20 protein-coding genes are annotated in these 24,748 nt (G+C 62.1%); 15 read left to right on the top strand and 5 right to left on the bottom strand.

The window, feature by feature from the left end; translation table 11 throughout:
* Positions 1-241 precede the first annotated feature (241 nt).
* Positions 242-1,339 carry a saccharopine dehydrogenase family protein gene (locus FQ705_RS06390; protein WP_144138566.1) on the top strand — a complete coding sequence of 366 codons (1,098 nt, stop codon included), beginning with the start codon at positions 242-244 and terminating at the stop codon, positions 1,337-1,339.
* A 158-nt stretch (positions 1,340-1,497) separates the two neighbouring features.
* Here the strand turns inward: FQ705_RS06390 and FQ705_RS06385 are convergent, their stop codons facing one another.
* Both FQ705_RS06385 and cydX read right to left on the bottom strand, forming a co-directional pair.
* Complete coding sequence (locus FQ705_RS06385; protein ID WP_144138565.1) at positions 1,498-2,118, bottom strand: AAA family ATPase; 621 nt, start codon at positions 2,116-2,118, stop codon at positions 1,498-1,500.
* Positions 2,115-2,264: a cytochrome bd-I oxidase subunit CydX gene (gene cydX / locus FQ705_RS06380; RefSeq protein WP_144138564.1), complete on the bottom strand. Its 150-nt coding sequence runs from the start codon at positions 2,262-2,264 to the stop codon at positions 2,115-2,117. Before cydX ends, FQ705_RS06385 begins: the two co-directional genes overlap by 4 nt.
* Positions 2,265-2,520: 256 nt before the next feature.
* Between cydX and FQ705_RS06375 the strand changes: the two genes are divergently transcribed.
* From FQ705_RS06375 to FQ705_RS06315, 12 genes are all read left to right on the top strand, one after another.
* Positions 2,521-2,961 (top strand): hypothetical protein, encoded by a 441-nt coding sequence (locus FQ705_RS06375; protein WP_144138563.1) that lies wholly within the window; start codon positions 2,521-2,523, stop codon positions 2,959-2,961.
* A gap of 156 nt (positions 2,962-3,117) precedes the next feature.
* Entirely contained in the window at positions 3,118-4,095 is a 978-nt protein-coding gene (gene corA, locus FQ705_RS06370) for a magnesium/cobalt transporter CorA (protein WP_144138562.1), read from the top strand.
* A 364-nt stretch (positions 4,096-4,459) separates the two neighbouring features.
* Positions 4,460-5,422 carry a sugar ABC transporter substrate-binding protein gene (locus FQ705_RS06365; RefSeq protein WP_144138561.1) on the top strand — a complete coding sequence of 321 codons (963 nt, stop codon included), beginning with the start codon at positions 4,460-4,462 and terminating at the stop codon, positions 5,420-5,422.
* A 376-nt stretch (positions 5,423-5,798) separates the two neighbouring features.
* Positions 5,799-7,394 (top strand): sugar ABC transporter ATP-binding protein, encoded by a 1,596-nt coding sequence (locus FQ705_RS06360; protein ID WP_144138560.1) that lies wholly within the window; start codon positions 5,799-5,801, stop codon positions 7,392-7,394.
* Entirely contained in the window at positions 7,391-8,431 is a 1,041-nt protein-coding gene (locus FQ705_RS06355; protein WP_144138559.1) for an ABC transporter permease, read from the top strand. The genes FQ705_RS06360 and FQ705_RS06355 overlap by 4 nt, the downstream gene beginning before the upstream one ends.
* A gap of 192 nt (positions 8,432-8,623) precedes the next feature.
* Positions 8,624-9,670: a LacI family DNA-binding transcriptional regulator gene (locus FQ705_RS06350; RefSeq protein WP_144138558.1), complete on the top strand. Its 1,047-nt coding sequence runs from the start codon at positions 8,624-8,626 to the stop codon at positions 9,668-9,670.
* Between the two features lie 229 nt (positions 9,671-9,899).
* On the top strand, positions 9,900-11,666 hold the full coding sequence (locus FQ705_RS06345; protein ID WP_144138557.1) for a methyl-accepting chemotaxis protein: 1,767 nt from the start codon (positions 9,900-9,902) through the stop codon (positions 11,664-11,666).
* Between the two features lie 365 nt (positions 11,667-12,031).
* Positions 12,032-12,793 (top strand): hydratase, encoded by a 762-nt coding sequence (locus FQ705_RS06340; RefSeq protein WP_144138556.1) that lies wholly within the window; start codon positions 12,032-12,034, stop codon positions 12,791-12,793.
* Between the two features lie 732 nt (positions 12,794-13,525).
* Positions 13,526-15,448 carry a PrkA family serine protein kinase gene (locus tag FQ705_RS06330; protein ID WP_144138554.1) on the top strand — a complete coding sequence of 641 codons (1,923 nt, stop codon included), beginning with the start codon at positions 13,526-13,528 and terminating at the stop codon, positions 15,446-15,448.
* Between the two features lie 180 nt (positions 15,449-15,628).
* Entirely contained in the window at positions 15,629-16,900 is a 1,272-nt protein-coding gene (locus tag FQ705_RS06325; protein ID WP_144138553.1) for a YeaH/YhbH family protein, read from the top strand.
* On the top strand, positions 16,897-18,612 hold the full coding sequence (locus FQ705_RS06320) for a SpoVR family protein (RefSeq protein ID WP_144138552.1): 1,716 nt from the start codon (positions 16,897-16,899) through the stop codon (positions 18,610-18,612). The genes FQ705_RS06325 and FQ705_RS06320 overlap by 4 nt, the downstream gene beginning before the upstream one ends.
* Before the next feature lie 233 nt (positions 18,613-18,845).
* The gene (locus tag FQ705_RS06315; RefSeq protein ID WP_144138551.1) at positions 18,846-20,150 is read left to right on the top strand and encodes an MFS family transporter; all 1,305 of its coding nucleotides are present in this window, start codon (positions 18,846-18,848) and stop codon (positions 20,148-20,150) included.
* Positions 20,151-20,202: 52 nt separating this feature from the next.
* Here FQ705_RS06315 and FQ705_RS06310 read toward each other — a convergent pair whose 3' ends face one another.
* From FQ705_RS06310 to FQ705_RS06300, 3 genes are all read right to left on the bottom strand, one after another.
* Positions 20,203-20,424, bottom strand: a complete 222-nt coding sequence (locus tag FQ705_RS06310) for a hypothetical protein (RefSeq protein ID WP_144138550.1) — start codon at positions 20,422-20,424, stop codon at positions 20,203-20,205.
* Between the two features lie 152 nt (positions 20,425-20,576).
* Positions 20,577-21,659: a glycosyltransferase family 2 protein gene (locus tag FQ705_RS06305; protein ID WP_144138549.1), complete on the bottom strand. Its 1,083-nt coding sequence runs from the start codon at positions 21,657-21,659 to the stop codon at positions 20,577-20,579.
* Positions 21,660-21,874: 215 nt separating this feature from the next.
* Positions 21,875-22,054, bottom strand: a complete 180-nt coding sequence (locus FQ705_RS06300; protein ID WP_144138548.1) for a hypothetical protein — start codon at positions 22,052-22,054, stop codon at positions 21,875-21,877.
* Between the two features lie 586 nt (positions 22,055-22,640).
* Between FQ705_RS06300 and FQ705_RS06295 the strand changes: the two genes are divergently transcribed.
* Both FQ705_RS06295 and FQ705_RS06290 read left to right on the top strand, forming a co-directional pair.
* Positions 22,641-23,612 carry an ABC transporter substrate-binding protein gene (locus FQ705_RS06295; RefSeq protein ID WP_144138547.1) on the top strand — a complete coding sequence of 324 codons (972 nt, stop codon included), beginning with the start codon at positions 22,641-22,643 and terminating at the stop codon, positions 23,610-23,612.
* 89 nt (positions 23,613-23,701) lie between these two features.
* Positions 23,702-24,748, top strand: coding sequence for an aromatic ring-hydroxylating oxygenase subunit alpha (locus FQ705_RS06290; protein ID WP_144138546.1), 1,047 nt, complete (start codon positions 23,702-23,704; stop codon positions 24,746-24,748).

Genomic DNA, 24,748 nt, shown 5'->3' with positions numbered 1-24,748 from the left:
ACCGTGTTAACACCATTTCGACATATTGACTGAATACTTCGTCATAACGTCGAAACTGATAGTCAAAGCGCAGCATTTTGCGCGTATGAACTGATTTTGCTTCTCCCTAAACTGTTGCCCATGGGTTCAGCCCGCCGGGCGCGGCGCCTTGTGCGCCGTGCACTTTCCAAGCTGGAGACAGCACAGAGAATAGACCGGAGTTCGCTTTAGAACGCCAGCGCCGGTCGATCAGGAGAAGCGCATGAAAGTAGCCATCGTTGGTGCAGGTTTGATCGGTCACACCATCGCCCACATGTTGCGCGAAACCGGCGATTACGACGTCGTCGCCTTCGACCGCGACCAGCACGCGCTCGACAAACTCGCCGCTCAAGGCATCCCGACCCGCCGCGTCGATTCCGCCGATGCCGCCGCGTTGCGCGCCGCCGTGCAGGGCTTCGACGCGCTCGTCAACGCGCTACCGTATTACCTCGCCGTGAACGTGGCGTCCGCGGCAAAAGGCGCGGGCGTGCATTACTTCGATCTGACCGAAGACGTGCGCGCCACCGCCGCGATCCGCGCCATCGCCGACGACGCCGAGCATGCTTTCATGCCGCAATGCGGCCTCGCGCCGGGCTTCATCGGGATTGCCGCGCACGAACTGGCGAACCGCTTCACGGAGATCCGCGACGTCAAGATGCGCGTCGGCGCATTGCCCGAGTTCCCGACCAATGCGCTGAAGTACAACCTGACGTGGAGCGTGGACGGTCTCATCAACGAATACTGCCAGCCGTGCGAAGCGATTCGCGACAGCCGCACGCAGTGGGTGCAGCCGCTCGAAGGCCTCGAACACTTTTCGCTCGACGGCACCGAGTACGAAGCCTTCAATACTTCCGGTGGTCTCGGCACGTTGTGTGAAACCCTCTCGGGCCGCGTCGAATCGCTCGATTACAAGTCGGTGCGCTATCCGGGCCACCGCAATCTGATGCAGTTCCTGCTCGAAGACCTGCGCCTTGCCAGCGACCGCGATACGCTGAAGAACATCATGCGCCGGTCGGTGCCGTCTACCGCACAGGACGTCGTGCTGGTGTTCATCACGGTCAGCGGCATGCGCGACGGCCAACTCGTGCAGGAAGTCTTCACCCGCAAGATTTTCGCCAAGACCGTGTGCGGTGTGCCGATGAGCGCGATCCAGATCACCACGGCCGGCGCGATGTGCGCGGTGCTCGATCTGTTCCGCGAACAGAAGTTGCCGCAAAGCGGTTTCGTGCGTCAGGAGCAGGTGTCGTTGCGCGACTTCCTGGCGAACCGCTTCGGTCAGTTGTATGAAGGCGAGACGCTGGACGCGATGGCGACGGTGTAAGGCGCGCTTCAGCGATACAAAACCGAGGGCCGTGCGACAGGGCGGTTAGAGAGGACCGCTTCCGTACAGAGCGTGGGGCAATGTCCCGAAGAAACGCCCCGCTTTTGCGGGGCGTTTCCGTTTCTACTCGAGGGCAGGGGATCCCATTCGCGCGCGCTCTACACCGGCAGCGGCGGCTGCATCGACGCCGCCCCGTAGGGTTCGCCGACAAGGCGTGCGAGCAGCGCCTCGTAATCCGACGCTGTAGGCGCGGTGTTGTCGAACATCAGCAGATCGACACTCATCTCGCCGTCTGGCACGAAGCGGCGCTGCCGGTATTCGTTCCAATGGGCGAGCTTGTAGGCATCGTTGGGATCGCCGCGTTCGACGATCCGCGTCCGTGCCGTCTCTTCGGCGATGTGAACCCACACGACGCGCAATTTCACCTCGTCGCCCACACCCAGCCATTCATGATCGAACAGACGCCGCTCGCGCACTTCGCGCGACAGCGGCGCGACCACCAGCGCGTTGACGCCGAGCTCGAGATTGTCACGCGCGGTGTCCAGCAGGCCGCGATATTCCGGGTCGCGCAGATGTTCGAGGAACAGTGGGCTGTCGCGGTCGTTTGGGTCGCCCGTCAGCATGGACATCGCGGCCGCGCTGTAGCCGCCGTAGAGCGTGTCTTTGTCGAGCAGACAGAAAGGCGCGGCGCTCGCGCGCATGAGCGGCCCGAGCAGTTTTTTAGCGAGCGTGGTTTTGCCCGTGCCCGCATGACCGCAAAAGAACACCAGGCAAGTCACGACGACGTGTCGTCCGGCCGCGCGGACGCAGCGACGGCGCGTTGCGGGTCACGGGCGAACTTGCCACCTGCTTCCAGCCACATGACATTGATGATGCCGAAGCCCAACGCCACGCCGATGCCAAGAATCCAGGTGAAATACCACATAGCAGTCTCCTTGAAACGCGACCGAGGGTAAGTCCGCAGGGCAAGCTGTCCACGGCGGCGCCCTTTGCAGCGATCATGAAGAAGAACGCGACGCCGTGCAAGGGGAGCTGGCGGATCGGCCGGTTAGCCGTTCGGCCAGGCTGGCGCAATGCTCGCGCGTTGCTATGATCGATGCCAACGGATCAGCGGGGGCCGTCGGCATGGCAAAGCATCGCCGAGCACAGGACCGTGACCAACAATAAAGAAGGGGAACAACATGCCAACACGCCTCTATGACCACTGCCGGGCCGCGCTGCTGACGCTGGCCGTGGCGGTGCTTGCCGGCTGCGCTGCCGCGCCGGCCGAGCCCGTTCCGTTCAAGCCGGTGCCCGCGGCACGCATCGTGCAACCCGGCTACACCGAGCCTGGCACAGGGCTGGTGGCCGTCGACGTGCGGCGCGAACGCTCGCGCGACGTGATCGTGCGCTTTCGGGATGCGCTCGTCTATGTGGACGGCGAGCAGGTCACCGATCTGATGAACGGCGAGCACGTGGTGTTTTATCTGAGTCCGGGTGTGCATCGCATCGGTGTGTCGACGCAGTTCGATCCGGTGGTCGAAATGCCTTTCACGGTCACGGCCGATACGCGCTACACGAACCGCGCATCGATCGTTTTCGGCGACGATCACCGGATTGCGCTGCGCAGGGTTGCCCAGTAGCGGGACGCAGCGGGCCTCGTGTCATTTAACAATTGGATACATGACGGTCACGCGGAGCCCGTAACATGGCGGCTGGCCTCTATTCGTCCATGCAGATCCGGCGGCCTTCAGGGCCATGAGCAAGCCCGGTCTGTTCCGTTTTCAAGGTAATCCAACATGCTGATCAATTGTGCCGCCTATCAGGACGGCCGTAAGCTGGCTGACATCGATATCGATAGCATCAGCGACTACGTGGCGCGGCCTGAATGTTTCGTCTGGGTCGCGCTGAAAGATCCGGGGCCGGGCGAACTGGCGGTGATGAAACACGAGTTCGGTCTGCACGAACTCGCCATCGAAGATGCCCAGAACGGTCACCAGCGTCCCAAGATCGAGGAATACGGCGAGTCGCTTTTCGCCGTCATGCACACGGTCGAAATGGACGAAGACAGCGAGTTGCTGATCGGCGAGGTCGACGTGTTCGTCGGGAAAAATTATGTGCTGTCGGTGCGCCGCGGCACGCGCGCGGGCTTTCAGAACGTACGCGCGCGTTGCGAGCGCGAGCCGGGCTTGCTCAAGGAGGGCTCGGCCTTCGTGCTGTACGCGCTCGCCGACGACATCGTGGATCGCTATTTCCCGATCATCGAGGCCATGAACACCGAGATCGAGGCGCTCGAAGACCGTATCTTCGAACATAACAACTCGGCGGCCTCGCGCGCGATCATCGAAGACCTGTACTCGTTGAAACGGCGCCTCGTGATCCTGCATCACCATATCGCGCCGTTGCAGGAAGCCGTCGGCAAACTCACGGGCGGTCGCATTCCGAGCGTCTGTGCGGGCATGCAGGCTTACTTCCGCGATGTCTACGACCATCTCGAGCGGATCGTGCGGATCATCGACGGCCGGCGCGAAATGGTCGTCACCGCGGTGCAGGTCAACCTCGGCATGATTTCCCTCGCCGAAAGCGAAGTGACCAAGCGGCTCGGCTCGTTCGCCGCACTGTTTGCCGTGCCGACCATGATCGCCGGCATCTACGGGATGAATTTCCAGAGCATTCCCGAACTGCACTACAAATACGGTTATCCGATCTGTATCGCGGTCATGTTCGCGGTCGACGTCGTGCTGTTCTGGCGCTTCCGTAAGGCCGGGTGGCTCTGATCCGGTTGTGCAACGGGCTTACGTTGTGCTTTCTTCGTAGTCTCCGCGCTTGCACCGTGCGCAATAAAAGTCCAGCATAGGCGGCCCGCCGGTCGCTGACCTTGCAACCGGCGGCAAAAAACCGCCGCGCACGGACCGCGCGAAGGACCCTTGCCACATGTTGCCCGCCGGCGCGCCGACCCAGCTTACCGGCACGAATCGAGTGGCCGCAGCGCGTCGACGCACACTCCGTGCGCCGACGCACTGCAACACCGCGAATCGTTGACAATGCGCCTGGGCAACGCTGAGAATGGGCCTCGCAAACGTTTGCGCGCGACACTAAAAATACGGCTCGCCTCGAGCCCGCCAGACCCTGGAGATGTGCATGAGCCAACGCATTCGCCGCCGCATCCTGACGGCTGCAGTTCTCGCCACCGCAACCGCCGCCTTGCCCTTTTCTTCCGCCTACGCGCAGAGCACGCCGGCCCATAAGCCGAGGGTCGCGTTGGTGATGAAGTCCCTCGCCAACGAGTTCTTCCTCACCATGGAAACCGGCGCGAAGGACTATCAGAAGCACAACTCCTCGCAGTTCGACCTGATCACCAACGGCATCAAGGACGAAACCGATACCGCCAACCAGATCCGCATCGTCGAGCAGATGATCGTGTCGAAGGTCGACGTGATCGTGCTGGCGCCGGCCGATTCGAAGGCGCTGGTGCCGGTCGTCAAGAAAGCGGTGGATGCGGGCATCATCGTCGTGAATATCGACAACCGGCTCGATCCGGACGTGCTCAAGTCGAAAGACCTGAACGTGCCGTTCGTGGGTCCGGATAACCGCAAGGGCGCGCAGAAGGTCGGTGATTACCTGGCCAAAAAACTCAAGTCGGGCGACGAAGTCGGCATCATCGAAGGCGTCTCGACCACCACCAACGCGCAGCAGCGTACCGCGGGCTTCAAGGACGCGATGCAGACCGTCGGCGCGAAAGTCGTCTCGGTGCAGTCGGGCGAATGGGAAATCGACAAGGGCAACGCGGTCGCCGCTGCCATGCTCAACGAGTACCCGAACCTGAAGGCGCTGCTCGCCGGCAACGACAACATGGCGATCGGCGCAGTCTCGGCGGTGCGCGCGGCCGGCAAGCAGGGCAAGGTGCTGGTGGTCGGCTACGACAACATCAACGCGATCAAGCCGATGCTGAAGGACGGCCGCGTGCTCGCCACGGCGGATCAGTACGCCGCCAAGCAGGCCGTGTTCGGTATCGATACCGCGTTGAAGGCGTTGAGCGAGCACAAGAAACAGTCGCAGTTGTCCGGCGTGGTCGAAACGCCGTGTGATCTGATCACGAAATAAGCGCGCCCCCGGCAAGCCGCACCGGCCGGCCCGGCATGTCAGCAGGCGAACGCAAGCAGCCGGGTCTCACCCTTCGGGCATCGCAGCAGGCCCGACCGCGCGGGTTCGCGACGACGTCATTCGAGGCACGCTCAATGCGTGACGCATGCCTCATCGCCGTGGACCCGCGTCAATTCAATAAACGCTCAAGAAACCTGCAGCGCCGCCGTTAAATCCAGAGGTAAGCGTCATGACGGTGGCCGCGCGACGGGGAGCGTGCGTGGCCGTGAGCCAGCGCATTCCGCGCATTGGCCGGCATGACACGTGGCGGTTGGCGGCGGCCTCGTTCGTGAAGGCGCCATGAGACCGCGGTATCCGCCACGGAACCAGGATTGCAATGGATTCGACCGACCACGATGCCTTGCCTGCCGTTCTGAGTGTCAGCGGCATCGGCAAGACCTATGCCGAACCGGTACTCGCCGACGTGTCGCTGTCGCTGCGCGCCGGCGAGGTATTGGCACTGACTGGTGAAAACGGCGCGGGCAAGAGCACGCTCTCGAAAATTATCGGCGGACTGGTCGACCCGACTACCGGCACGATGCAACTCGGCGGCGCATCGTACGCGCCGGCGAGCCGCACCGAGGCGGAAGCGCTCGGCGTGCGCATGGTGATGCAGGAGTTGAATCTGCTGCCGACGTTGTCGGTGGCCGAAAACCTGTTCCTGAACCGCTTGCCGCGGGTGGGCGCGTTCAGCTTCGGCTGGATCGACCGGCGCAAGTTGCGCGAGGATGCGCGCGAGGCGATGGCCCAGGTCGGCCTCGACGCGATCGACCCCGATACGCTGGTCGGCGAGCTGGGCATCGGTCATCAGCAGATGGTGGAGATCGCGCGCAATCTGATCGACGACTGCCGGGTGCTGATCCTCGACGAGCCGACCGCGATGCTGACCGCGCGCGAAGTCGACCTGCTGTTCGAGCAGATCGACCGCCTGAAGTCGCGCGGCGTGGCGCTGGTCTATATCTCGCACCGGCTCGAGGAGCTGGCGCGGGTGGCCGAGCAGATCGCCGTATTGCGCGACGGCCGGCTGGTGCACGTGGACGCGATGGCCAACCTGACGAGCGACCAGATCGTCATGTGGATGGTGGGCCGTGAGCTCGGCGAGCGGATCGATCTTGGGGTGCGCAACATCGGCAAGCCGCTCCTGAAAGTAGACCGGCTCACGCGCGGCAAGGTGGTGCGCGAGGTGTCGTTCGAAGTGCGCGCGGGCGAGATTTTTGGCATCAGCGGCCTGATCGGCGCGGGCCGCACCGAACTGATGCGGCTGATTTACGGCGCCGATCAGAAGGACAGCGGCACGGTGCTGCTTGCGCCGACGCCGGGCACGCCGCCCGTGCCGGTGCAGATCGGCTCGCCCTCGGACGCGGTGCGCGCCGGGATCGCGCTGATCACCGAAGACCGCAAAGGCGAAGGCCTGCTGCTGCCGCAACCGATCGCGGCCAACGTGTCGCTCGGCAATATCGGTCGCGTGGCGCGTCACGGCATAGTCGACGCGAAGCGCGAAAACGCGCTCGCGCAGAAGCAGATCGACGCGATGCGGATTCGCAGTTCGGGGCCGGGGCAGATTGTCGGCGAGCTGTCGGGCGGCAACCAGCAGAAGGTCGTGATCGGCCGCTGGCTGGCGCGCGATTGCCGCGTACTGTTATTCGACGAACCCACGCGCGGCATCGATGTCGGCGCGAAGTTCGATATTTATGGCTTGATGGGTGCGCTGGCCCGTGAAGGACGCGCGCTCGTCGTGGTGTCGAGCGACCTGCGCGAGCTGATGCTGATCTGCGACCGGATCGGCGTGATGTCCGCGGGCAGTCTGACCGGGGTGTTCGAGCGCGATGGCTGGTCGCAGGATGCGTTGCTGGCGGCGGCGTTTGCCGGCTATCGCAGCCGCGAGGCATTGCTGCACGACCCCGACACCAGTGAAGCAGGGAGTCTGTCATGAACGATCAATCGTCGCCGGAAGGATCGGACGAGAAGCCGGGCGGGACCGTGACGCCGCCGGCCGATCCGTCGGCGCCGCTTGCGAGCGGCAAACCGGCTGGCACGCGGCTCGGGTTTTCGAATTACCTGGGTCTGGCGGGTGCGTTGCTGGCCATGATCGTGCTGTTCTCGCTGCTGAGTTCGCACTTTCTGACCTACGACACGTTCAGCACGATCGCCAATCAGATCCCCGATCTGGTGGTGATGTCGGTGGGCATGACTTTCGTGCTGATCATCGCCGGAATCGATTTGTCGGTGGGCTCGGTGCTGGCGCTGGGGGCGTCGGTGGTGAGCGTGGCCGCGCTCAAGTGGGGCTGGGGGCCGTTGCCGTCCGCGCTGCTCGGCGTCGCGGCTTCGGCGCTGACCGGCACGATCACCGGCGCGGTGACGGTGGGCTGGCGGATTCCGTCGTTCATCGTCTCGCTCGGGGTGCTCGAAGCGGCGCGCGGCATGGCGTATCAGATGACGAACTCGCGCACCGCCTACATCGGCGACGCGTTCGACTTTCTGTCCAACCCGATCGCGCTGGGTATTTCGCCGGCCTTCCTGATCGCGGTGGCGGTGATGGTGGTCGCGCAACTGGTGCTCACGCGCACGGTGTTCGGCCGCTATCTGGTCGGCATCGGCACGAACGAGGAAGCGGTGCGGCTCGCGGGCGTCAATCCGCGGCCCTACAAGGTCATCGTGTTCGCGCTGATGGGCGCGTTCGCGGGGCTCGCCGCGCTGTTCCAGATTTCGCGTCTGGAGGCGGCCGACCCGAATGCGGGCGTGGGCGTGGAGCTGCAGGTGATCGCGGCGGTGGTGATCGGCGGCACGAGCCTGATGGGCGGGCGCGGTTCCGTAATCAGCACGTTTTTTGGCGTGCTGATTATTTCCGTGCTGGCCGCGGGGCTCGCGCAGATTGGCGCGAACGAGCCGACCAAACGCATGATCACCGGCGCGGTGATCGTGGTGGCGGTGGTGCTGGATACCTACCGCAGCCGCCGCAAGCGCGCCTGAGCCGGCGTCGGCCGTGATGATGGACCGGCCTGTTCGGCCGGCAGCGTAGCGTAGTACGGGTAGTTGGCGTGTGATTCGCGGTAAAGCGTAAGTAATCGGAAATCAACGGGGTTGGTCTGTCTTCGATGAAGTGTCCGGTGGATCGCCAGGTGGCGTGGCCGGCGGGAAAAACAGGCGGGAGAGCAACAGGTTATGGCGACGATCAAAGATGTAGCAGCCGTGGCGGGGGTGTCGTTCACGACGGTATCGCACGTGGTGAACAACTCGCGGCCGGTATCGGCGGACGTGCGTGCCAAAGTCGAGCACGCGATCCGTCAGCTTCACTATGTTCCGTCGGCCGTGGCCCGTTCGCTGAAGGCGCGCGCCACGGCGACGATCGGACTGGTGGTGCCCAACAGCACGAATCCGTATTTCGCGGAGCTGGCGCGCGGTGTCGAGGACGGTTGCGCGCGCAACGGCTACTGCGTGTTCTTCTGCAATTCCGACGACGATCCAGGCAAGCAGCGTAACTATCTGCGCGTGCTGCAGGAAAAGCGCATCGACGGTCTGGTGGTGGCATCCGCCGGCGACGACGCCGTGCTCGCGCAGACGCTCGCCGACTCGCATGAGCCGCTGGTGATCGTGGATCGCAATATCGAAGGTCTGAATGCGGACCTGGTGCAGATCGACCACGAGAAGGGCGGCTATCTCGCCACCCGTCATCTGCTCGAACTGGGGCATGTGCGGATCGGCTGCATCACCGGGCCGATTCACACGGCGGTTAGTGCGATGCGGGTGCATGGCTTCATCCGCGCGATGACGGAGCGCGGCATCGAGATTCCGTCCGATGCGATCGTGCAGAGCGACTTTTCGGGCACCGGCGGGCATCGCGCGGCCGCACAGTTATTCGACACGGTCAGGCCGTCGGCGATTTTTGCCTGCAACGACATGATGGGCATCGGTGCGCTGCGTGCCGCGGCGGAACGCAATATCAGCGTGCCGCGCGATTGCTCGATCATCGGCTTCGACGACATCGAACTGGGACGCTTCACGTATCCGGCGCTGTCGACGGTCGGGCAGTCGGTGCGCGCGCTCGGCGACATGGCCGCGCAAACGCTGATCGAACGGATCGCCGGGAGCTCGCCCGGCGCCGGCGTGCCGCGCGCGCCCGGTCGCCGGCGAGTCGTGTCGCCGCGCCTGATCGTGCGCGAGTCGACCGCGACGTGGGCGGGGGCGGCGACCCGCGATCTGGCGGCGTGAACCGCTGCGTGTGCTTTGCTCGTATTACATAGCTGACTGCGTCAGCTATGTAATTCTTTCCGCCCCTTACATCGATTTTCTTCATACCATATAAATCCTTCAAGTAAGCAGGGTTCCTGCCGTAAACGAGAGTATTAGAGCGCCGAACCAAAATGGCGCCAAACGCAGACGCCACCCGCTACCTCGCGCTGCGGACGCAGCCTCTCTTTTGTCAAGCACAGGAACAAGCATGTTGAACAAAGGCATTACGATCAAGGCGCGCATTGGCCTGACGATGGCTTTTCTCGCCGCGCTGCTGATCGCGATTGGCGTTTTCGGTTTGTTCGGCATGAGCCGTTCGAACGACGCTTATAAAGACACCTTCACCAACGCCATGCCGAGCGCGGTCGATATCGGCAACGCCGAGCTGTTTGCCGCACGCGAACGTCTGGCGCTCGATCGCGCCGCCTTCATGATCGGCACGCCCGAAGTCGCTGCAACGCTGGAGCGCGCCCGCTCCATGCGCACCACCTCCGACATGTGGTTGAAAAAGTATCTGGATCTGCCGCGCGCGGCCGACGAAGACCGTCTCGCCCAGGATGTGATCGCCAAACGCGACGCCCTGCATCAGCAGATGGACGCTTTCGCGACGATTGTCGCCGCTGCCAATCAGGCCAAACTGGTCGACGGCGCGAAGACCCTGCAATCGACCTATAACGACCTCGCCAACGCCGACGACGCGCTGCGCAAGTACCAGTTCGCTTCGGCGAGGGATGGCTACGACGCTGCGCAGGCGAGCTTCGATGTGTTCCGCATGGTCAGCATCGGCGCCTTGCTCGTCGGCGTGTTGGCCGCCGCTCTGTCGTACCTGACCTTGAGCCGTGCGATCGCCCGTCCGCTCGAGGCCGCGCTCGGCCATTTCGACGCGATTGCGGCCGGCGATCTGCGCCGTCCGGTCGTGGTCACTTCGCGCGACGAAATGGGGCAACTGCTCGACGGAATCGCGAAGATGCAGCACAGCCTCACCGAAACGGTGCGTACGGTGCGCGGCGGCAGTGAATCGATTGCGACCGCCACGCGGCAGATCGCGGCCGGAAATATCGATCTGTCCTCCCGCACGGAAGAACAAGCCTCCGCGCTGCAGGAAACCGCGTCGAGCATGGAAGAGCTGACCGGCACGGTCAAGCAGAACGCCGACAACGCACGCCAGGCGAGCTCGCTCGCGGCCAATGCGTCGGAGATCGCCAATCGGGGCAGTTCGGTGGTCGGCCAGGTGGTCGGCACGATGGGCGAGATCAATCAGAGCTCGGCCAAGATCGCCGACATCATCTCGATCATCGAAGGGATCGCGTTCCAGACGAACATCCTGGCCCTGAATGCGGCCGTGGAAGCCGCCCGAGCCGGCGAAGAAGGGCGCGGTTTCGCGGTGGTGGCAGGCGAGGTGCGCAGTCTTGCGCAGCGCTCGTCGGCGGCAGCCAAGGAAATCAAGGAACTGATCGACACTTCGGTGGAGCGCGTGCAATCGGGCTCGGCGCTGGTCGATGAAGCCGGCCGCACGATGACCGAAATCATCGGCGCGGTGCAGCGTGTGACGGACATCATGGGCGAAATCGCCGCGGCGTCGGAAGAGCAGAGCAGCGGCATCGACCAGGTGGCGCGTGCCGTGACGCAGATGGACGAAGTCACGCAGCAAAACGCGGCACTGGTGGAAGAAGCGGCCGCGGCCGCCTCCTCGCTGGAAGACCAGGCCGGCAAGCTGCGTACCGCCGTGGCCGTGTTCCAGCTGGAGGAAGGCGGTTACAAGGCCCCGGTAGCGGCGCCGCGCCGTGCCGTCACGGCCGCACGCCCGGCGACAAGGAAAGTCTCGCACGCCGCCGCTCCGGCTGCGGCCCCGGCGCGTGTTCCCGCCGCAGCACCGAGCGCAGGCGCGCAACCGACCGCAGCGCCGATGCGCACGCCCGTGAAGGCGGCGGCGACAGTCGGCGCAGGTGGCGATCAGGACTGGGAGACGTTCTAAGAAACGCTCAAGGGGACATAGTTGCAACATTCGTTCCCGATGTCGCTGCAGCAAGTAGTACACGATGACGGCTGAACGCCTCACCCGAAAGACCGCGATTGCGTCCGCAACCGCGGTCTTTTTGCATTGAGTGCGCATTAAGTCACGTTGGCGGCAGCAGACGGCACCCTGGCGCGCGTCCTGATCCGGTACATTGACGGGCGCGGCCATGGCTTGTGGCGGCGGCATTGCGCGTCGGCGAACGGTCTCGCACGGGCGCTCAGGCCAGGCGCACGAGCGCGCCCCGCCCGCCGCCGCAGCGCCTGGCCCTCATCCACCGGCACGCCATATCCAACCGCTCAACGCGCCAGCCACAAAGGACCGACATGACGCCATACGACCTCGCGCACCGCCTCGTCGAAGCACGCAGGCTGCATCGCCCGATCGATGCGCCCGCACCTGACAGCCTGCCGCCCGACGCAGCCACCGCGTACGCGATCCAGCAGGCAGTCATAACAGGTCTCGGCGACTCGACCGGCGCGTGGAAGATCGGCGCGAAGGCCCCCGGCGGCGCCGCTGCGGGCGCGCCGATTCCTGCCTCGCTGGTGGTGCCGTCGCCGGCGCGGCTCGCGCACGGCGGCTTCTTCCGCGTACTGGTCGAACTGGAGATCGCTTTTCGTTTCGCCGAGGCGATCGAGCCGCGCGGGCGAGCCTATGCGCGTGACGAGGTGCTCTCGAAGGTCGGCCTCGTGTTGCCGGCCATCGAGATCGTCGACAGCCGCTTTGCCGAATGGCCCAATGTCGCGCCGCTCGCGCAGTTGGCCGACGCCCAGAACAACGGCGCGCTCGTCACCGGCCATCCGGTGGCCTATGCGGGACTCGCTCGCGGCTTCGATTTCGTTTCGCCGGAACTGGAGTTGAGTTTCGACGGCACGTCGCTGGTGCCTGAAGCGACGGGCAACCCGGCAGGCGACCCGCGCGAGTTGCTGGTGTGGTTCGTCAACCATTGCGCCGCCATGGGCATCACCATCGAGCCCGACTGGACGCTCACCACCGGCTCGTACGTCGGTGCCCACAAAGTGGACAAGGCGGGCATCGTGCGCGGCCACATCGACGGGTTGGGTGAAGTGGAGATTGAACTGACCTGAATCCGCATCGCGCCGCTTGTAACGGCACATTACGAAACATTGCGCAAACGGCTGCCTTGGGGCAGCCGTTTTACATTCGACGCATCCGCAAGAAGCGCTTTGCCGTATACACCTATACGCGCGATTCACGGCGAGACCGTCATCCAGTTATAGGCATGGGCCGACCCTGTTATCGATGAGGTTAAGCGACGAGGTCGGTATCACGTGCGCAGCGAGCAGGGCTGTCACTTCATTCGTCGCGCTTCGACAAAAAGGCGCGGAACAAAATCGCTTTTGCGTTGACGAACTCGCTTGATGAAACGAGTCGGGCGACGCGCTTCGAGTGGTCGCCGCATGAACATGTAACAGAGGCGTGGCGATGTAGTCCGAACCCCTGCGTCGCGCGTTGAGGAAATCAGGCCACAGTAGAAATGCACGGCAAAACGCACAGCATGTCCGCGTTTTCAGCAATAGAGTGTGCGCATGCGGACAAGCGTTCTGGTGTAGCAGTGAGATTGTTCGCTGAACGGAACGAGACGATCGCGGCAACAGTGCAGGGCGATGTGAGTGGAAGATTGTAGGTGGTCGAAACTTTGTTTCCAAGTGAGGAATGTTGGGAGACGGGTACGGCGCGATTTTCGCAATGTAGTTCGTGAAAAAAAATTTAAAAGGGTTTAGGATGAATTCGAGCGATGTCGTTTCCGAATAGCGCGCCGCGCACGACATCGATCTAGACTTCGGCGAGGAGGTAGCATGGATATCTACAGCAGTTTCGCGACCCGCTTCGAGAAAACGCGAGAAGATGAACTCTCGCTCGAGGAGTATCTCGCGCTCTGCAAAGACAATCCCGCCGCGTACGCCACGGCTGGCGAACGCATGTTGACGGCGATCGGGGAGCCGGAACAGATCGACACTCGCAATGAACCGCGCATGTCGCGTATCTTTGCGAACAAGGTCATCAAGGTATACCCCGCATTCCGTGAGTTCTACGGAATGGAAGAGGTGATCGAGCAGGTGGTCGCCTACTTCCGGCACTCAGCTCAGGGGCTCGAAGAGAAGAAGCAGATTCTGTATCTGTTGGGACCGGTCGGCGGTGGTAAGTCGTCGATCGCGGAACGCCTGAAGCAGCTCATGGAACGCGTGCCGTTTTACGCGATCAAGGGCTCGCCCGTGAACGAGTCGCCTCTGGGTCTGTTCGACTATGAGGAAGACGGTCCGATCCTCGAAGAACAATACGGCATTCCACGCCGCTACCTGAAAAGCATCCTCAGTCCGTGGGCCGTCAAACGCCTGCACGAATACAACGGCGACATCCGCAAGTTCCGCGTGGTGCGTCGCTATCCGTCGATCCTCCGCCAGATCGGTATCGCCAAGACCGAGCCGGGCGACGAAAACAATCAGGATATTTCGTCACTGGTCGGCAAGGTCGATATCCGCAAGCTCGAACAGTACGCACAAGACGACGCGGACGCATACAGCTACTCCGGTGGCCTGTGTCTCGCCAATCAGGGTCTGCTCGAGTTCGTCGAAATGTTCAAGGCGCCGATCAAGGTCCTGCACCCGCTGCTTACCGCCACTCAGGAAGGCAACTTCAAAGGCACGGAAGGCTTCGGCGCGATCCCGTTCGACGGCGTGATTCTCGCGCACTCGAACGAATCGGAATGGAAGGCGTTCCGCAACAACCGCAACAACGAAGCACTGCTCGACCGTATCTTCGTAGTGAAGGTGCCGTACTGCCTGCGCTATGGTGAAGAGATGAAGATCTACGAGAAGCTGCTGCGGAATTCGTCGCTGGCGAATGCGGTTTGCGCGCCGGGCACCTTGAAGATGATGGCGCAGATGTCGGTGCTCACGCGTCTGCAGGAGCCGGAGAATTCGAGCCTGTTCTCGAAGATGCAGGTGTACGACGGCGAGAATCTCAAGGATACCGATCCGAAGGCCAAGTCGTTCCAGGAGTATCGCGATTTCGCGGGCGTGGATGAAGGGATGACCGGCGTGTCGACCCGTTTCGCGTTCAAGATCATGTCGCGCGTCTTCAACTTCGATTCGACCGAAGTCGCGGCCAATCCGGTGCATCTGATGTACGTGCTCGAACAGCAGATCGAACGCGAACAGTTCCCGCCGGAAACCGAGCAGAAGTATCTGTCCTTCATTAAAGACGTGCTCGCTTCGCGCTACGCAGAGTTCATCGGCAAGGAGATTCAGACTGCGTATCTCGAGTCGTATTCCGAGTATGGTCAAAACATTTTCGATCGCTACGTGACGTACGCGGACTTCTGGATTCAGGATCAGGAATTCCGCGACCACGACACCGGCGAGAGTTTCGACCGCGCGGCCTTGAACGCCGAGCTGGAGAAGATCGAAAAGCCGGCGGGTATCAGCAACCCGAAGGACTTCCGCAACGAGATCGTGAACTTCGTGCTGCGTGCGCGTGCTGCCAATGCGGGTAAGAACCCTGCGTGGATCAGCTACGAGAAGCTGCGCGTCGTGATCGAAAAGAAGATGTTCTCGAACACGGAGGAACTGCTGCCGGTGATTTCGTTCAATGCCAAGGGTTCGGCCGAAGAGCAACGCAAGCACGAAGACTTCGTCAATCGCATGGTGACGAAGGGCTATACGCCGAAGCAGGTGCGCTTGCTGTGTGACTGGTATCTGCGCGTGCGCAAGTCGTCATGATGCGCATGGCGTGCCGCTCGCGCGGTCTGACCGCGCGAGCACTCTGCGAGGCGCAAGCTGCATGGACATAGCGTTGCTGACGTCGTACCAGGCAGCGTGCGTCTCGCGCACCCGAAATTAGCGCAGCTGCATGGGATCGGAGCAAGTGCTACGCACGAGCTCCGACATGGGAGACCGGGCGTGCTTCATCAAATCATCGACCGCAGGTTAGCTGGCAAGAACAAGAGCATTGCGAATCGCGAGCGCTTTTTGCGTCGCGTCAAGAACTACATTCGTCGCGCCGTTTCGGAAGCGGTTCGCGACCGTAGCATCAAAGACATCCAGAACACCCAGAGCATCACCATTCCGCGCAAGGACATTGCGGAACCGTCGTTCCGTCATGGCCCCGGCGGCAAGCGGGAAATGGTGCATCCGGGCAATTCCGACTACATCCGCGGCGACAAGATCCAGCGTCCTCAGGGCGGTGGCGGCGGAGGCGGGGGCAATCAGGCCAGCAACGAGGGCGACGGTCAGGACGACTTCGTGTTCGAACTGAGCCGCGAAGAATTCATGCAGTACTTCTTCGACGATCTCGAACTGCCACGTCTCGTCAAAACTCATCTGATGGCCGTCCCCACGTGGAAAAGCATCCGCGCGGGCTGGGCGGCCGAAGGCACGCCGAACAACATCGACGTGGTCCGTTCGCTGCGCAGCGCGCTGGGCCGCCGGATCGCGCTCGGTGCGCCGCTCGTCAACCAGTTGCACGAGATGGAGCGGCAACTTGAGGTGATGAAGGCCGATCCCGCCGATCGTCGCGAGGAAATCAAACTGCTCGAAGAAGAGATTCACCATTTGCGCGGGCGCATCTGGCGGATTCCGTTCATCGATCCGTTCGATCTGCGTTACGTGAATCGTGTGAAGCAACCCACACCGTCGAGTCAGGCCGTGATGTTCTGTCTGATGGATGTGTCCGGTTCCATGGACGAGCAGCGCAAGGACCTCGCCAAGCGCTTCTTCATCCTGCTGTATCTATTCCTCAAGCGTAACTACGAGCGCATCGAGGTGGTGTTCATCCGCCACCACACGCGCGCCGAAGAAGTAGATGAAGACACGTTCTTTCATTCGACGGAAAGCGGCGGCACCGTGGTGTCGAGCGCGCTGGAATTGATGCAGAAGGTCATGGACGAGCGCTATTCGCCGACTGAATGGAACATTTACGGCGCACAGGCCTCGGACGGCGACAACTGGACTGACGACTCGCCGAAGTGTCGCAAGATACTCTCGGATGACATCCTGGAGAAGGTGCGCTATTTTGCGTATATTCAGGTGACACCCGAAGAGCAGAACCTATGGCTCGAATATGCGCAACTGGCGCTTAGCCAGCCGCATATGGCGATGAAGAAGGTGGAAACCGCGGCTGACATCTATCCGGTGTTTCGCGAGCTGTTTGAAAAGCAGGTGGCGTCTTCATGACGGACAAGCACCTGCACACCGAAGCGCCCGGCGAGTTGCCGGAGCGCATAAAAGGCGTGCCGCAGCAGCAGTCGGGGCATGCCGAGGCGAAGGCGGACACGGTTCAGTCCGCCGCCGCCGGAGCAGTCGACTCCGTAGCAGCACGGGGACACACCGGAACGCCCACTGAGGGGCAAAGGGAAGTCCGTATGAACGCAGCCGATAGACGGCCTCTGCCGTGCCCGTCCGACTGGACCTTCGAATTGATCGAAGAGTACGACTCGCATATTGCCCGTGTTGCAGAGCAATATGAACTCGACGTCTATCCGATCCAGCTCGAACTCATCAGCGCCGAACAGATGATGGATGCGTACGCGTCCGTCGGGATGCCGGTGAACTACCGTCACTGGTCGTTCGGCAAACACTTTCTCTCCACCGAAAAAAGCTACCGTCGCGGGCAGATGGGGCTGGCGTATGAGATCGTCATCAATTCGAATCCCTGCATCGCGTATCTGATGGAAGAGAACACGATGACGATGCAGGCGCTCGTCATCGCGCACGCGGCCTACGGCCACAACTCGTTCTTCAAGGGCAACTATCTGTTCAGGCTCTGGACGGATGCGCACGCGATCATCGACTATCTCGTCTACGCAAAGAATTACATTGCGGAATGCGAGGAGCGTTTCGGGCTCGACCGGGTGGAAGAATTGCTCGACTCGTGCCACGCGTTGATGAATTACGGCGTCGACCGCTACAAGCGGCCGCAGAAGCTGTCGCTGGAAAAAGAGTTTGCGGCGCGCCGCGAACGCGAGGCGTATCTGCAATCGCAGGTGAACGAGTTGTGGCGCACCTTGCCGACGCGTCATACGCCGTTGCCCGAGGAAGTCGAGGAGCGTTATCCGCCCGAGCCGCAGGAAAACCTGCTGTATTTCGCGGAGAAAAATGCGCCGCTGCTCGAACCGTGGGAGCGCGAGGTAATTCGCATCGTGCGCAAGGTCGGGCAGTATTTCTACCCGCAACGGCAGACCCAGGTGATGAACGAAGGCTGGGCCACGTTCTGGCACTACACCTTGCTCAACACCATGTACAACCAGGGTAAGCTAGAAGACGGCTTCATGATGGAGTTTCTCCATTCGCACAGCAACGTGGTCTACCAGCCGCCGGTCACGAAGCCTTATTACAGCGGCATCAACCCGTATGCGCTCGGTTTTTCGATGATGAGCGATATTCGTCGGATCTGCGAAGCGCCGACGGAAGAAGACCGCCGCTGGTTCCCGGAACTGGCGGGCAGTCCGTGGCTGCCGGCCATGCATTACGCGATGCGCAACTTCAAGGACGAGAGTTTCGTCGCGCAGTATTTGTCGCCGCATCTGATTCGCGAGATGCGCCTCTTCTCGGTGCTCGACGACGACATGCGCGATTCGCTGGAAGTGTCGGCGATTCATGACGACAGTGGCTATCAGTATGTGCGTCAGGCGTTGTCGCGGCAGTACGACATGCATCATCGCGAGCCGAACATTCAGGTGTGGTCGGTGAACACGCGTGGCGACCGGAGTTTGACGCTGCGGCATTTCATGAGCGACAACCGCCATTTGTCCGGTGATAGCGATGAGGTGCTCAAACACATGGCGCGCTTGTGGCAGTTCGACGTGTATCTGGAGAGCGTCGACGAGAACGGTACGGTGAGGAAGAAGTATGACTGCCGGTATGTGCCGCCCGCGGTGAGGGTGTGAGCGGTTCGTGTAGAGAAAAAAGCCAGCGTTCAAGCTGGCTTTTTTATTGGCCTTAGAAAAAAATCGCGCGGAATCAAGCAGTTCGCCACACAGCACTTCGCCCAACCTGACAATCTCCCATCTATTCCTTGCAATTATGTAAAATTCGCGCACGCGAGCGGCGGCTATCTCGTCGCGCATGCGTGAAGGCGGCGCCACGACCGCCGCATCCGTTCAAAAGACAAGGAAAGAGCATGACCGACCTAACCGATCAAACCGTGGCCTCGGCTCACGACACACGGCGCCGCATCTTTGCGATCGTTGGCGCTTCATCCGGCAATCTCGTCGAGTGGTTCGACTTTTACGTCTACTCGTTCTGCGCGCTGTATTTCGCGCCGGCGTTCTTTCCGAGCGGCAACACCACCACGCAGTTGCTCAACACGGCCGGCGTGTTCGCGGCCGGCTTCCTGATGCGGCCGATCGGCGGCTGGTTCTTCGGCCGTCTCGCCGACAAGCACGGTCGCCGCAGCGCGATGATGGTGTCGGTGTTCATGATGTGCGGCGGCTCGCTCGTGATCGCCTTGCTGCCCACCTACGCGCAGATCGGCGCGCTCGCACCGGCCTTGCTGCTGGTCGCGCGACTGTTTCAGGGCTTGTCGGTGGGCGGCGAATACGGCACCAGCGCCACCTATATGAGTGAAGTCGCGCTCAAGGGCCGGCGCGGTTTCTTCGCATCGTTCCAGTACGTCACGCTGATCGGCGGCCAGTTATGCGCGCTGCTGGTGCTCGTGGTCCTGCAACAGACGCTCTCCACCGAAGAACTGAAAGCGTGGGGATGGCGCGTGCCGTTCGTGATCGGCGCAGTGGCGGCGCTGATCGCGCTGTATCTGCGGAAATCGCTCGACGAAACCACGACCGCCGAGACGCGTCAACGCAAGGAAGCCGGCACGCTGCGCGGTTTGTGGCAACACAAGACCGCCTTCATGACCGTGCTCGGCTTCACCGCCGGCGGTTCGCTGATCTTCTACACGTTCACCACTTACATGCAGAAGTATCTGGTCAACACGGCCGGCATGCACGCGAAGACCGCCAGCAACGTGATGACCGCGGCGCTGTTCGTCTACATGGTGATGCAGCCTGCGTTCGGCGCGTTGTCGGACCGTATCGGCCGTCGTCGTTCGATGCTGTTCTTCGGCTTCTTTGCGACCATCGGCACGGTGCCGCTGCTGCACGCGCTGAAAGACGTGACGAGCCCGTACGCAGCGTTCGGGCTGGTCGTGGTGGCACTCGCGATCGTCAGCTTCTATACGTCGATCAGCGGCCTCATCAAGGCGGAAATGTTTCCGCCGGAAGTGCGCGCGCTCGGCGTGGGTCTGTCGTACGCCGTGGCCAATGCGATCTTCGGCGGCTCGGCGGAATATGTGGCGCTGTGGCTGAAGTCGGTGGGCAACGAGTCGATGTTCTACTGGTACGTGACCGTGCTGTGTGCGATCGCCGGTATCGTCTCGCTGCGCATGCGCGATCCGTCGAAAGAAGGGTATTTACGTCACGAGCCGTAAGACGCGTGGCATGAACGAGCGGGCAATCAGCCGCTTCAGCCGGGCACGCTCGTCATGCCACCACGAGCTCCGTACCCAACGCATGCAGCAGATCGCGCAACGCCTCCGCCTGCGCCATCTTCGCGTCGCTGCGTAAATGAATCTGCAGTGCGCGGCCTGCAATACCGTCTACGGGTTGCGCGAGCCACAGCTCCACCGCGAGTCCCAATCCCTCGGGCTGGTTGACGACCACGGGTTCGATCACACGCGGCTTGAAACAGGCACTGTCGGACATGGCGAATCACCTCGACGCTGATGACGGTTCGCATCCATCGTAATCAGCGTCGCCCAATGCGCCAAGCAACAAATACGCGTTTGCTAAGCAGCGGATCCTTAGCAGAAATCGCACTTGACACGGCCGAACCGCGGCCGTGTGCGCGCCCCGCGTCACACCGGTTCGGAGCGGTCCGTCACGAGATCGGCGACCATTTCCTTGACCGCCGCGACCGGCTCGGCGACTGCCGCGGGCGCCGCCGCCACGGCGGCAACCGCTGCTGCCGCAACTGCTTGCGGCCGTTCGCCCAGCGCCGCCCGCGAGAGCATCAACAGATGGTAGTAAAAGCGCGCGCTGAGGCCATAGTTGTAGGCGAACAGATGCGCGAGCGCGACCTTGAAACCGGCACGCGCCTGATAATTTCTCGCATGCACGGAAACGACGATCGGCGCGAGCCGACGTAGCGCCAGCTTGCGAGCCGGCTCCAGTGACGGCGGCAAGTGCAGCCCCTTGACGAAGGCATAGGCGCTCACCGTCGCCGCTGTCGTCGTGCCACGCGTGCTATGCGACACGGAGTTCGCCGTCTTGCGATACACCGAGACGTACTCGTGCAGATAGAACACCTCGCGCGCGGCAAGGCAGAGTTGGGTGCCGAAGACGAAATCGCAGCACACGCCGAACTCTTCCTTGTAACCGATCCGCTTCACGAGTTGGGCATCGGCCATCCAGCCGTTGTTCGGAAACATCTGGATCAGGCCGGTTTTGCCCGGCGGTATCTGCAAACCCTCGACCTCTTTCGTGCGGCGGAAGTCCACATTCAGTTGCGCGCTGGCGTCGAAGTCGATCGCGCCGCTGTGGTCGGCCTCGTACTGGTCGCCGAAGGCGGCATCGAGTTGCGGGCGCAGCGTCCATAGCGCGACGAGTTTCTCGACACCGTCGGTGGTCAGCAGGTCGTCGTCGTGTATCAGCAGGATCTTGTCGCCCTCGGCGCGCTCGAACAGACTCGCGACATTGCGCGCCTGGCCAAGTGGCGGCTGATTTCTCGTGTAGCGGATGCGTGGTTCGTCCGCATAACGCGCAGCGATCAATGCTTCGGTGCGGTCGTCGCGTGAGTCGTCGCCGATCACGATTTCCAGATTGCCGTAGCTCTGCGCGAGGCACGACTCGATACACGTGACGATCAACTCCGGCCGATTGCAGGTCGGCAGACAAATGGAGACTAGGGCGGAGTGGGGCACGGCAGAAGTGATGGACATGGACGACGCCTTTTTTTATCAAATTGGGGGGCGGCAGCCGGTTCGCTTCGCGCACACATCGCTGCATGCAGGAAATTAGTCCATCGGATCAAAAAAATAATCGGTAAAAATTAGGAAGAAATGTTTGGCTTATGAAAGGCGCTGCATAAGAAAAATTTACGCGACTCTGCTGCTGAAACGCAGCAAAGCCGCTCGCACAAAGATTCGCGCTAATTTCAGCCCGGCGAGGGCTCGCCTTCGCCGGGCTTCTTGCCCGGACGGTCGGCGGGCGACTCATCGCGCGCCTCGTCGTCACGCTCGGGCAATTTGCTCTTCTCGTTGTCGCTATGGATGGCCGGTTGCGGATGTTCGAGATCGGCCGGTGCCTGTGCGCCGCCTTCCTTGGTTTCGCTCATTGCTTTTCTCCTGGTTGCAAGACGTGCTGAATCTTCAGCAAGCCGCAGTCCCGGCATCCCGGCGCACGCTGCACGGCGCGCCAAAACGCAGATTGTCTGCACCGGCGCGGTGCCAGCGTGCTTCGCCTGCGTGCAGCGCGACTGGCAAAAACCGGCGAGTTCATCCATGTATTAACCGGCACATCCCGCCGAGTGCTGCTTCGCAGCAACTGGCACAACATTCGCTTAAAGCCTCATCAGAGTAGAAGCGGCTAGCGAGCCGGCATGTCGATGCCGGTCACCGTGGGGCATTGCTCTTGGGACGCATCGTGCGTCCACGTCGAAGCGATTCGGCGTTTGAACGGAACCGTCCGGTTCCGCCAACAAGGAGCGTGCGATGCAGTTGCCCCAAATCTTTACCCGACTGTCATGCGTCACCGCGATCCCACGCGGCGATCTGCGTTTGCCTGTTCGCGCTGTCAGTCACATCGCCCGTTCCTTGCCGGCTTGCCTTCCCACTATCCCAACCTTCCCCACGTTCACACGGAGTTCAGTCATGCGCGTTTCGCATCTTCTCTGCCGCCTTGTCGTATCTGCCCGCTCGTTCATGACACGTACTGCCGGTGCCGCCGCATTGGCGAGCATCGCGACGTTCGCGCCGCTCGCTCACGCCGAGGATCACGTCACCTTGCTCACCAGCTGGTACGCCCAGGCGGAACACGGCGGTTTCTATCAGGCCGTGGCCACCGGCATCTACAAGAAATATGGGCTCGATGTCACGATCAAAATGGGCGGCCCGCAAGTCAACGGCATGCAACTGCTGGCGGGCGGTCAGGCGGACTTTCTGCTCGGCTACGACTTTCAGGTGCTCTCCAGTGTCGAGGCGGGCATTCCCGTCACTACCGTCGCCGCGGCCTTCCAGTACGACCCGCAAGGCATGATGACCCACGCCGACGTGACCAGTCTCGCCGGTCTGAAGAACAAGACGATCCTCGTCGCCGGGTCGGGGCGTACCACCTGGTGGCCGTGGCTCAAGGCGAAGTACGGCTACACGGAAGCGCAGGCGCGTCCGTACACCTTCAACCTGCAACCGTTCTTCGCCGACCCCAACGTGGCGATGCAGGCGTATCCATCGTCGGAAACTTTCCAGGCTGAACAGGCTCACGCCAACGCGCATTTCTTCCTGTTCGCCGACGCTGGCTATCCGCCGTACAACTCCACCATCGTCACGATGCGCGACACGATGAAAAACAAGCCGGACGAAGTGACGCGTTTCGTGAAGGCGTCGATGGAAGGCTGGAAGAGCTATCTGAACGATCCCGCGCCGGGCAATGCGCTCATCAAGAAAGACAACCCGCAGATGAGCGACGCGCAACTCGCCTACGGCGTCGCGCAACTGAAAAAGCTCAAGCTGGTCACCGGCGGCGACGCGGCCACGCAAGGCATCGGCACGATGACCGACCTGCGCTGGAAGAAGACCTTCGACTACATGGTCGACGCCAAACTGCTCAAGCCCGCCACCGACTATCACGCGGCCTACACGCTCCAGTTCATTCAGAACGCGAAGGTGATGCCTTGACGCGCGAGGCGATGCCTCGGGCAAACAAGCCACTCAAGCCGCCTCACGTCTGAACGAAACGCTCGAAAGAAAATAGAAGGAGCATCCCCATGCTGGTCACCCGTCAAAATGTCTTGCGCCGCTTCTGGTACGCCATCATGCCGATGACGCAACTCGATGCCGGCCCGCAACCGTTCACCCTGCTCGGCGAGCCGATCGTTTTGTGGAAGGGCGTGCACGGCAAGCCGCACGCCTTGCGCGATCGGTGTTGCCATCGCACCGCGAAACTGTCGAAAGGTTTCGTCGACGGCGACGGCAACATCGCCTGCGGCTATCACGGCTGGACCTACGACTGCAGCGGCCAATGCGTGAAGATTCCGCAGAACAACGGCGGCTCGATTCCGTCGCGCGCCGTGGTGCCGTCGTATCACTGCGAAGAGCGCTACGGCTACGCATGGGTCGCGCTCGACGATCCGTTGCAACCGATCCCCGAGTTTCCCGAAGACGGTGCGCCGGGCTACCGCCGCATCCTGCAGTTCTACGAGCGCTGGGAAACCAGCCCGCTGCGCATGATGGAAAACTCGTTCGACAACTCGCATTTCAGCTTCGTGCACAAGGGCAACTTCGGTCTGTTTGACAACCCGAAGCCGTCGAAATACGAATTCCGGCCGAATGAATGGGGCTTCGAAGCCGAGACGCATGTGCCGGTGCGCAATCCGCCCGCGAGCTATCGCATCACCGGCACCACCGAGGAAGTCACCGAGCGTCATCTGATCAACCGCTGGTTCATGCCGTTCGCGCGGCGTTTCGGTTGCGTCTATCCGGCGAGCGGCATCCATCACATCATCTACAACTGCGCGACGCCGATCGACGATCGCACGCTGATGCTGTCGCAATGGCTCTATCGCAACGACACCGAAGACGCATGCTCGACGCAGGAACTGATCGACTGGGACCGGCCGATCACGGACGAAGACCGCGACATTCTCGAAGCCACCGACTACGACGCCTGCATCGACGTGCGCCGTCAGCAGGAATGCCATATGGAGTCGGACCAGCCCGGCCTGTTGATGCGTCGCATGCTGCTCAAGCTGCTGAACGATCACGGCGAGTCCGAAGTATTTCGCGACGTATTGCCGATTCACGTGGAGGATTGA

The sequence above is a fragment of the Paraburkholderia sp. BCC1884 genome (assembly GCF_900996225.1).
Taxonomy (GTDB): Bacteria; Pseudomonadota; Gammaproteobacteria; order Burkholderiales; family Burkholderiaceae; genus Paraburkholderia.
The sequence above is the reverse complement of the archived record's forward strand: the minus strand, read 5'-3'. Positions and strand labels throughout refer to the sequence as shown.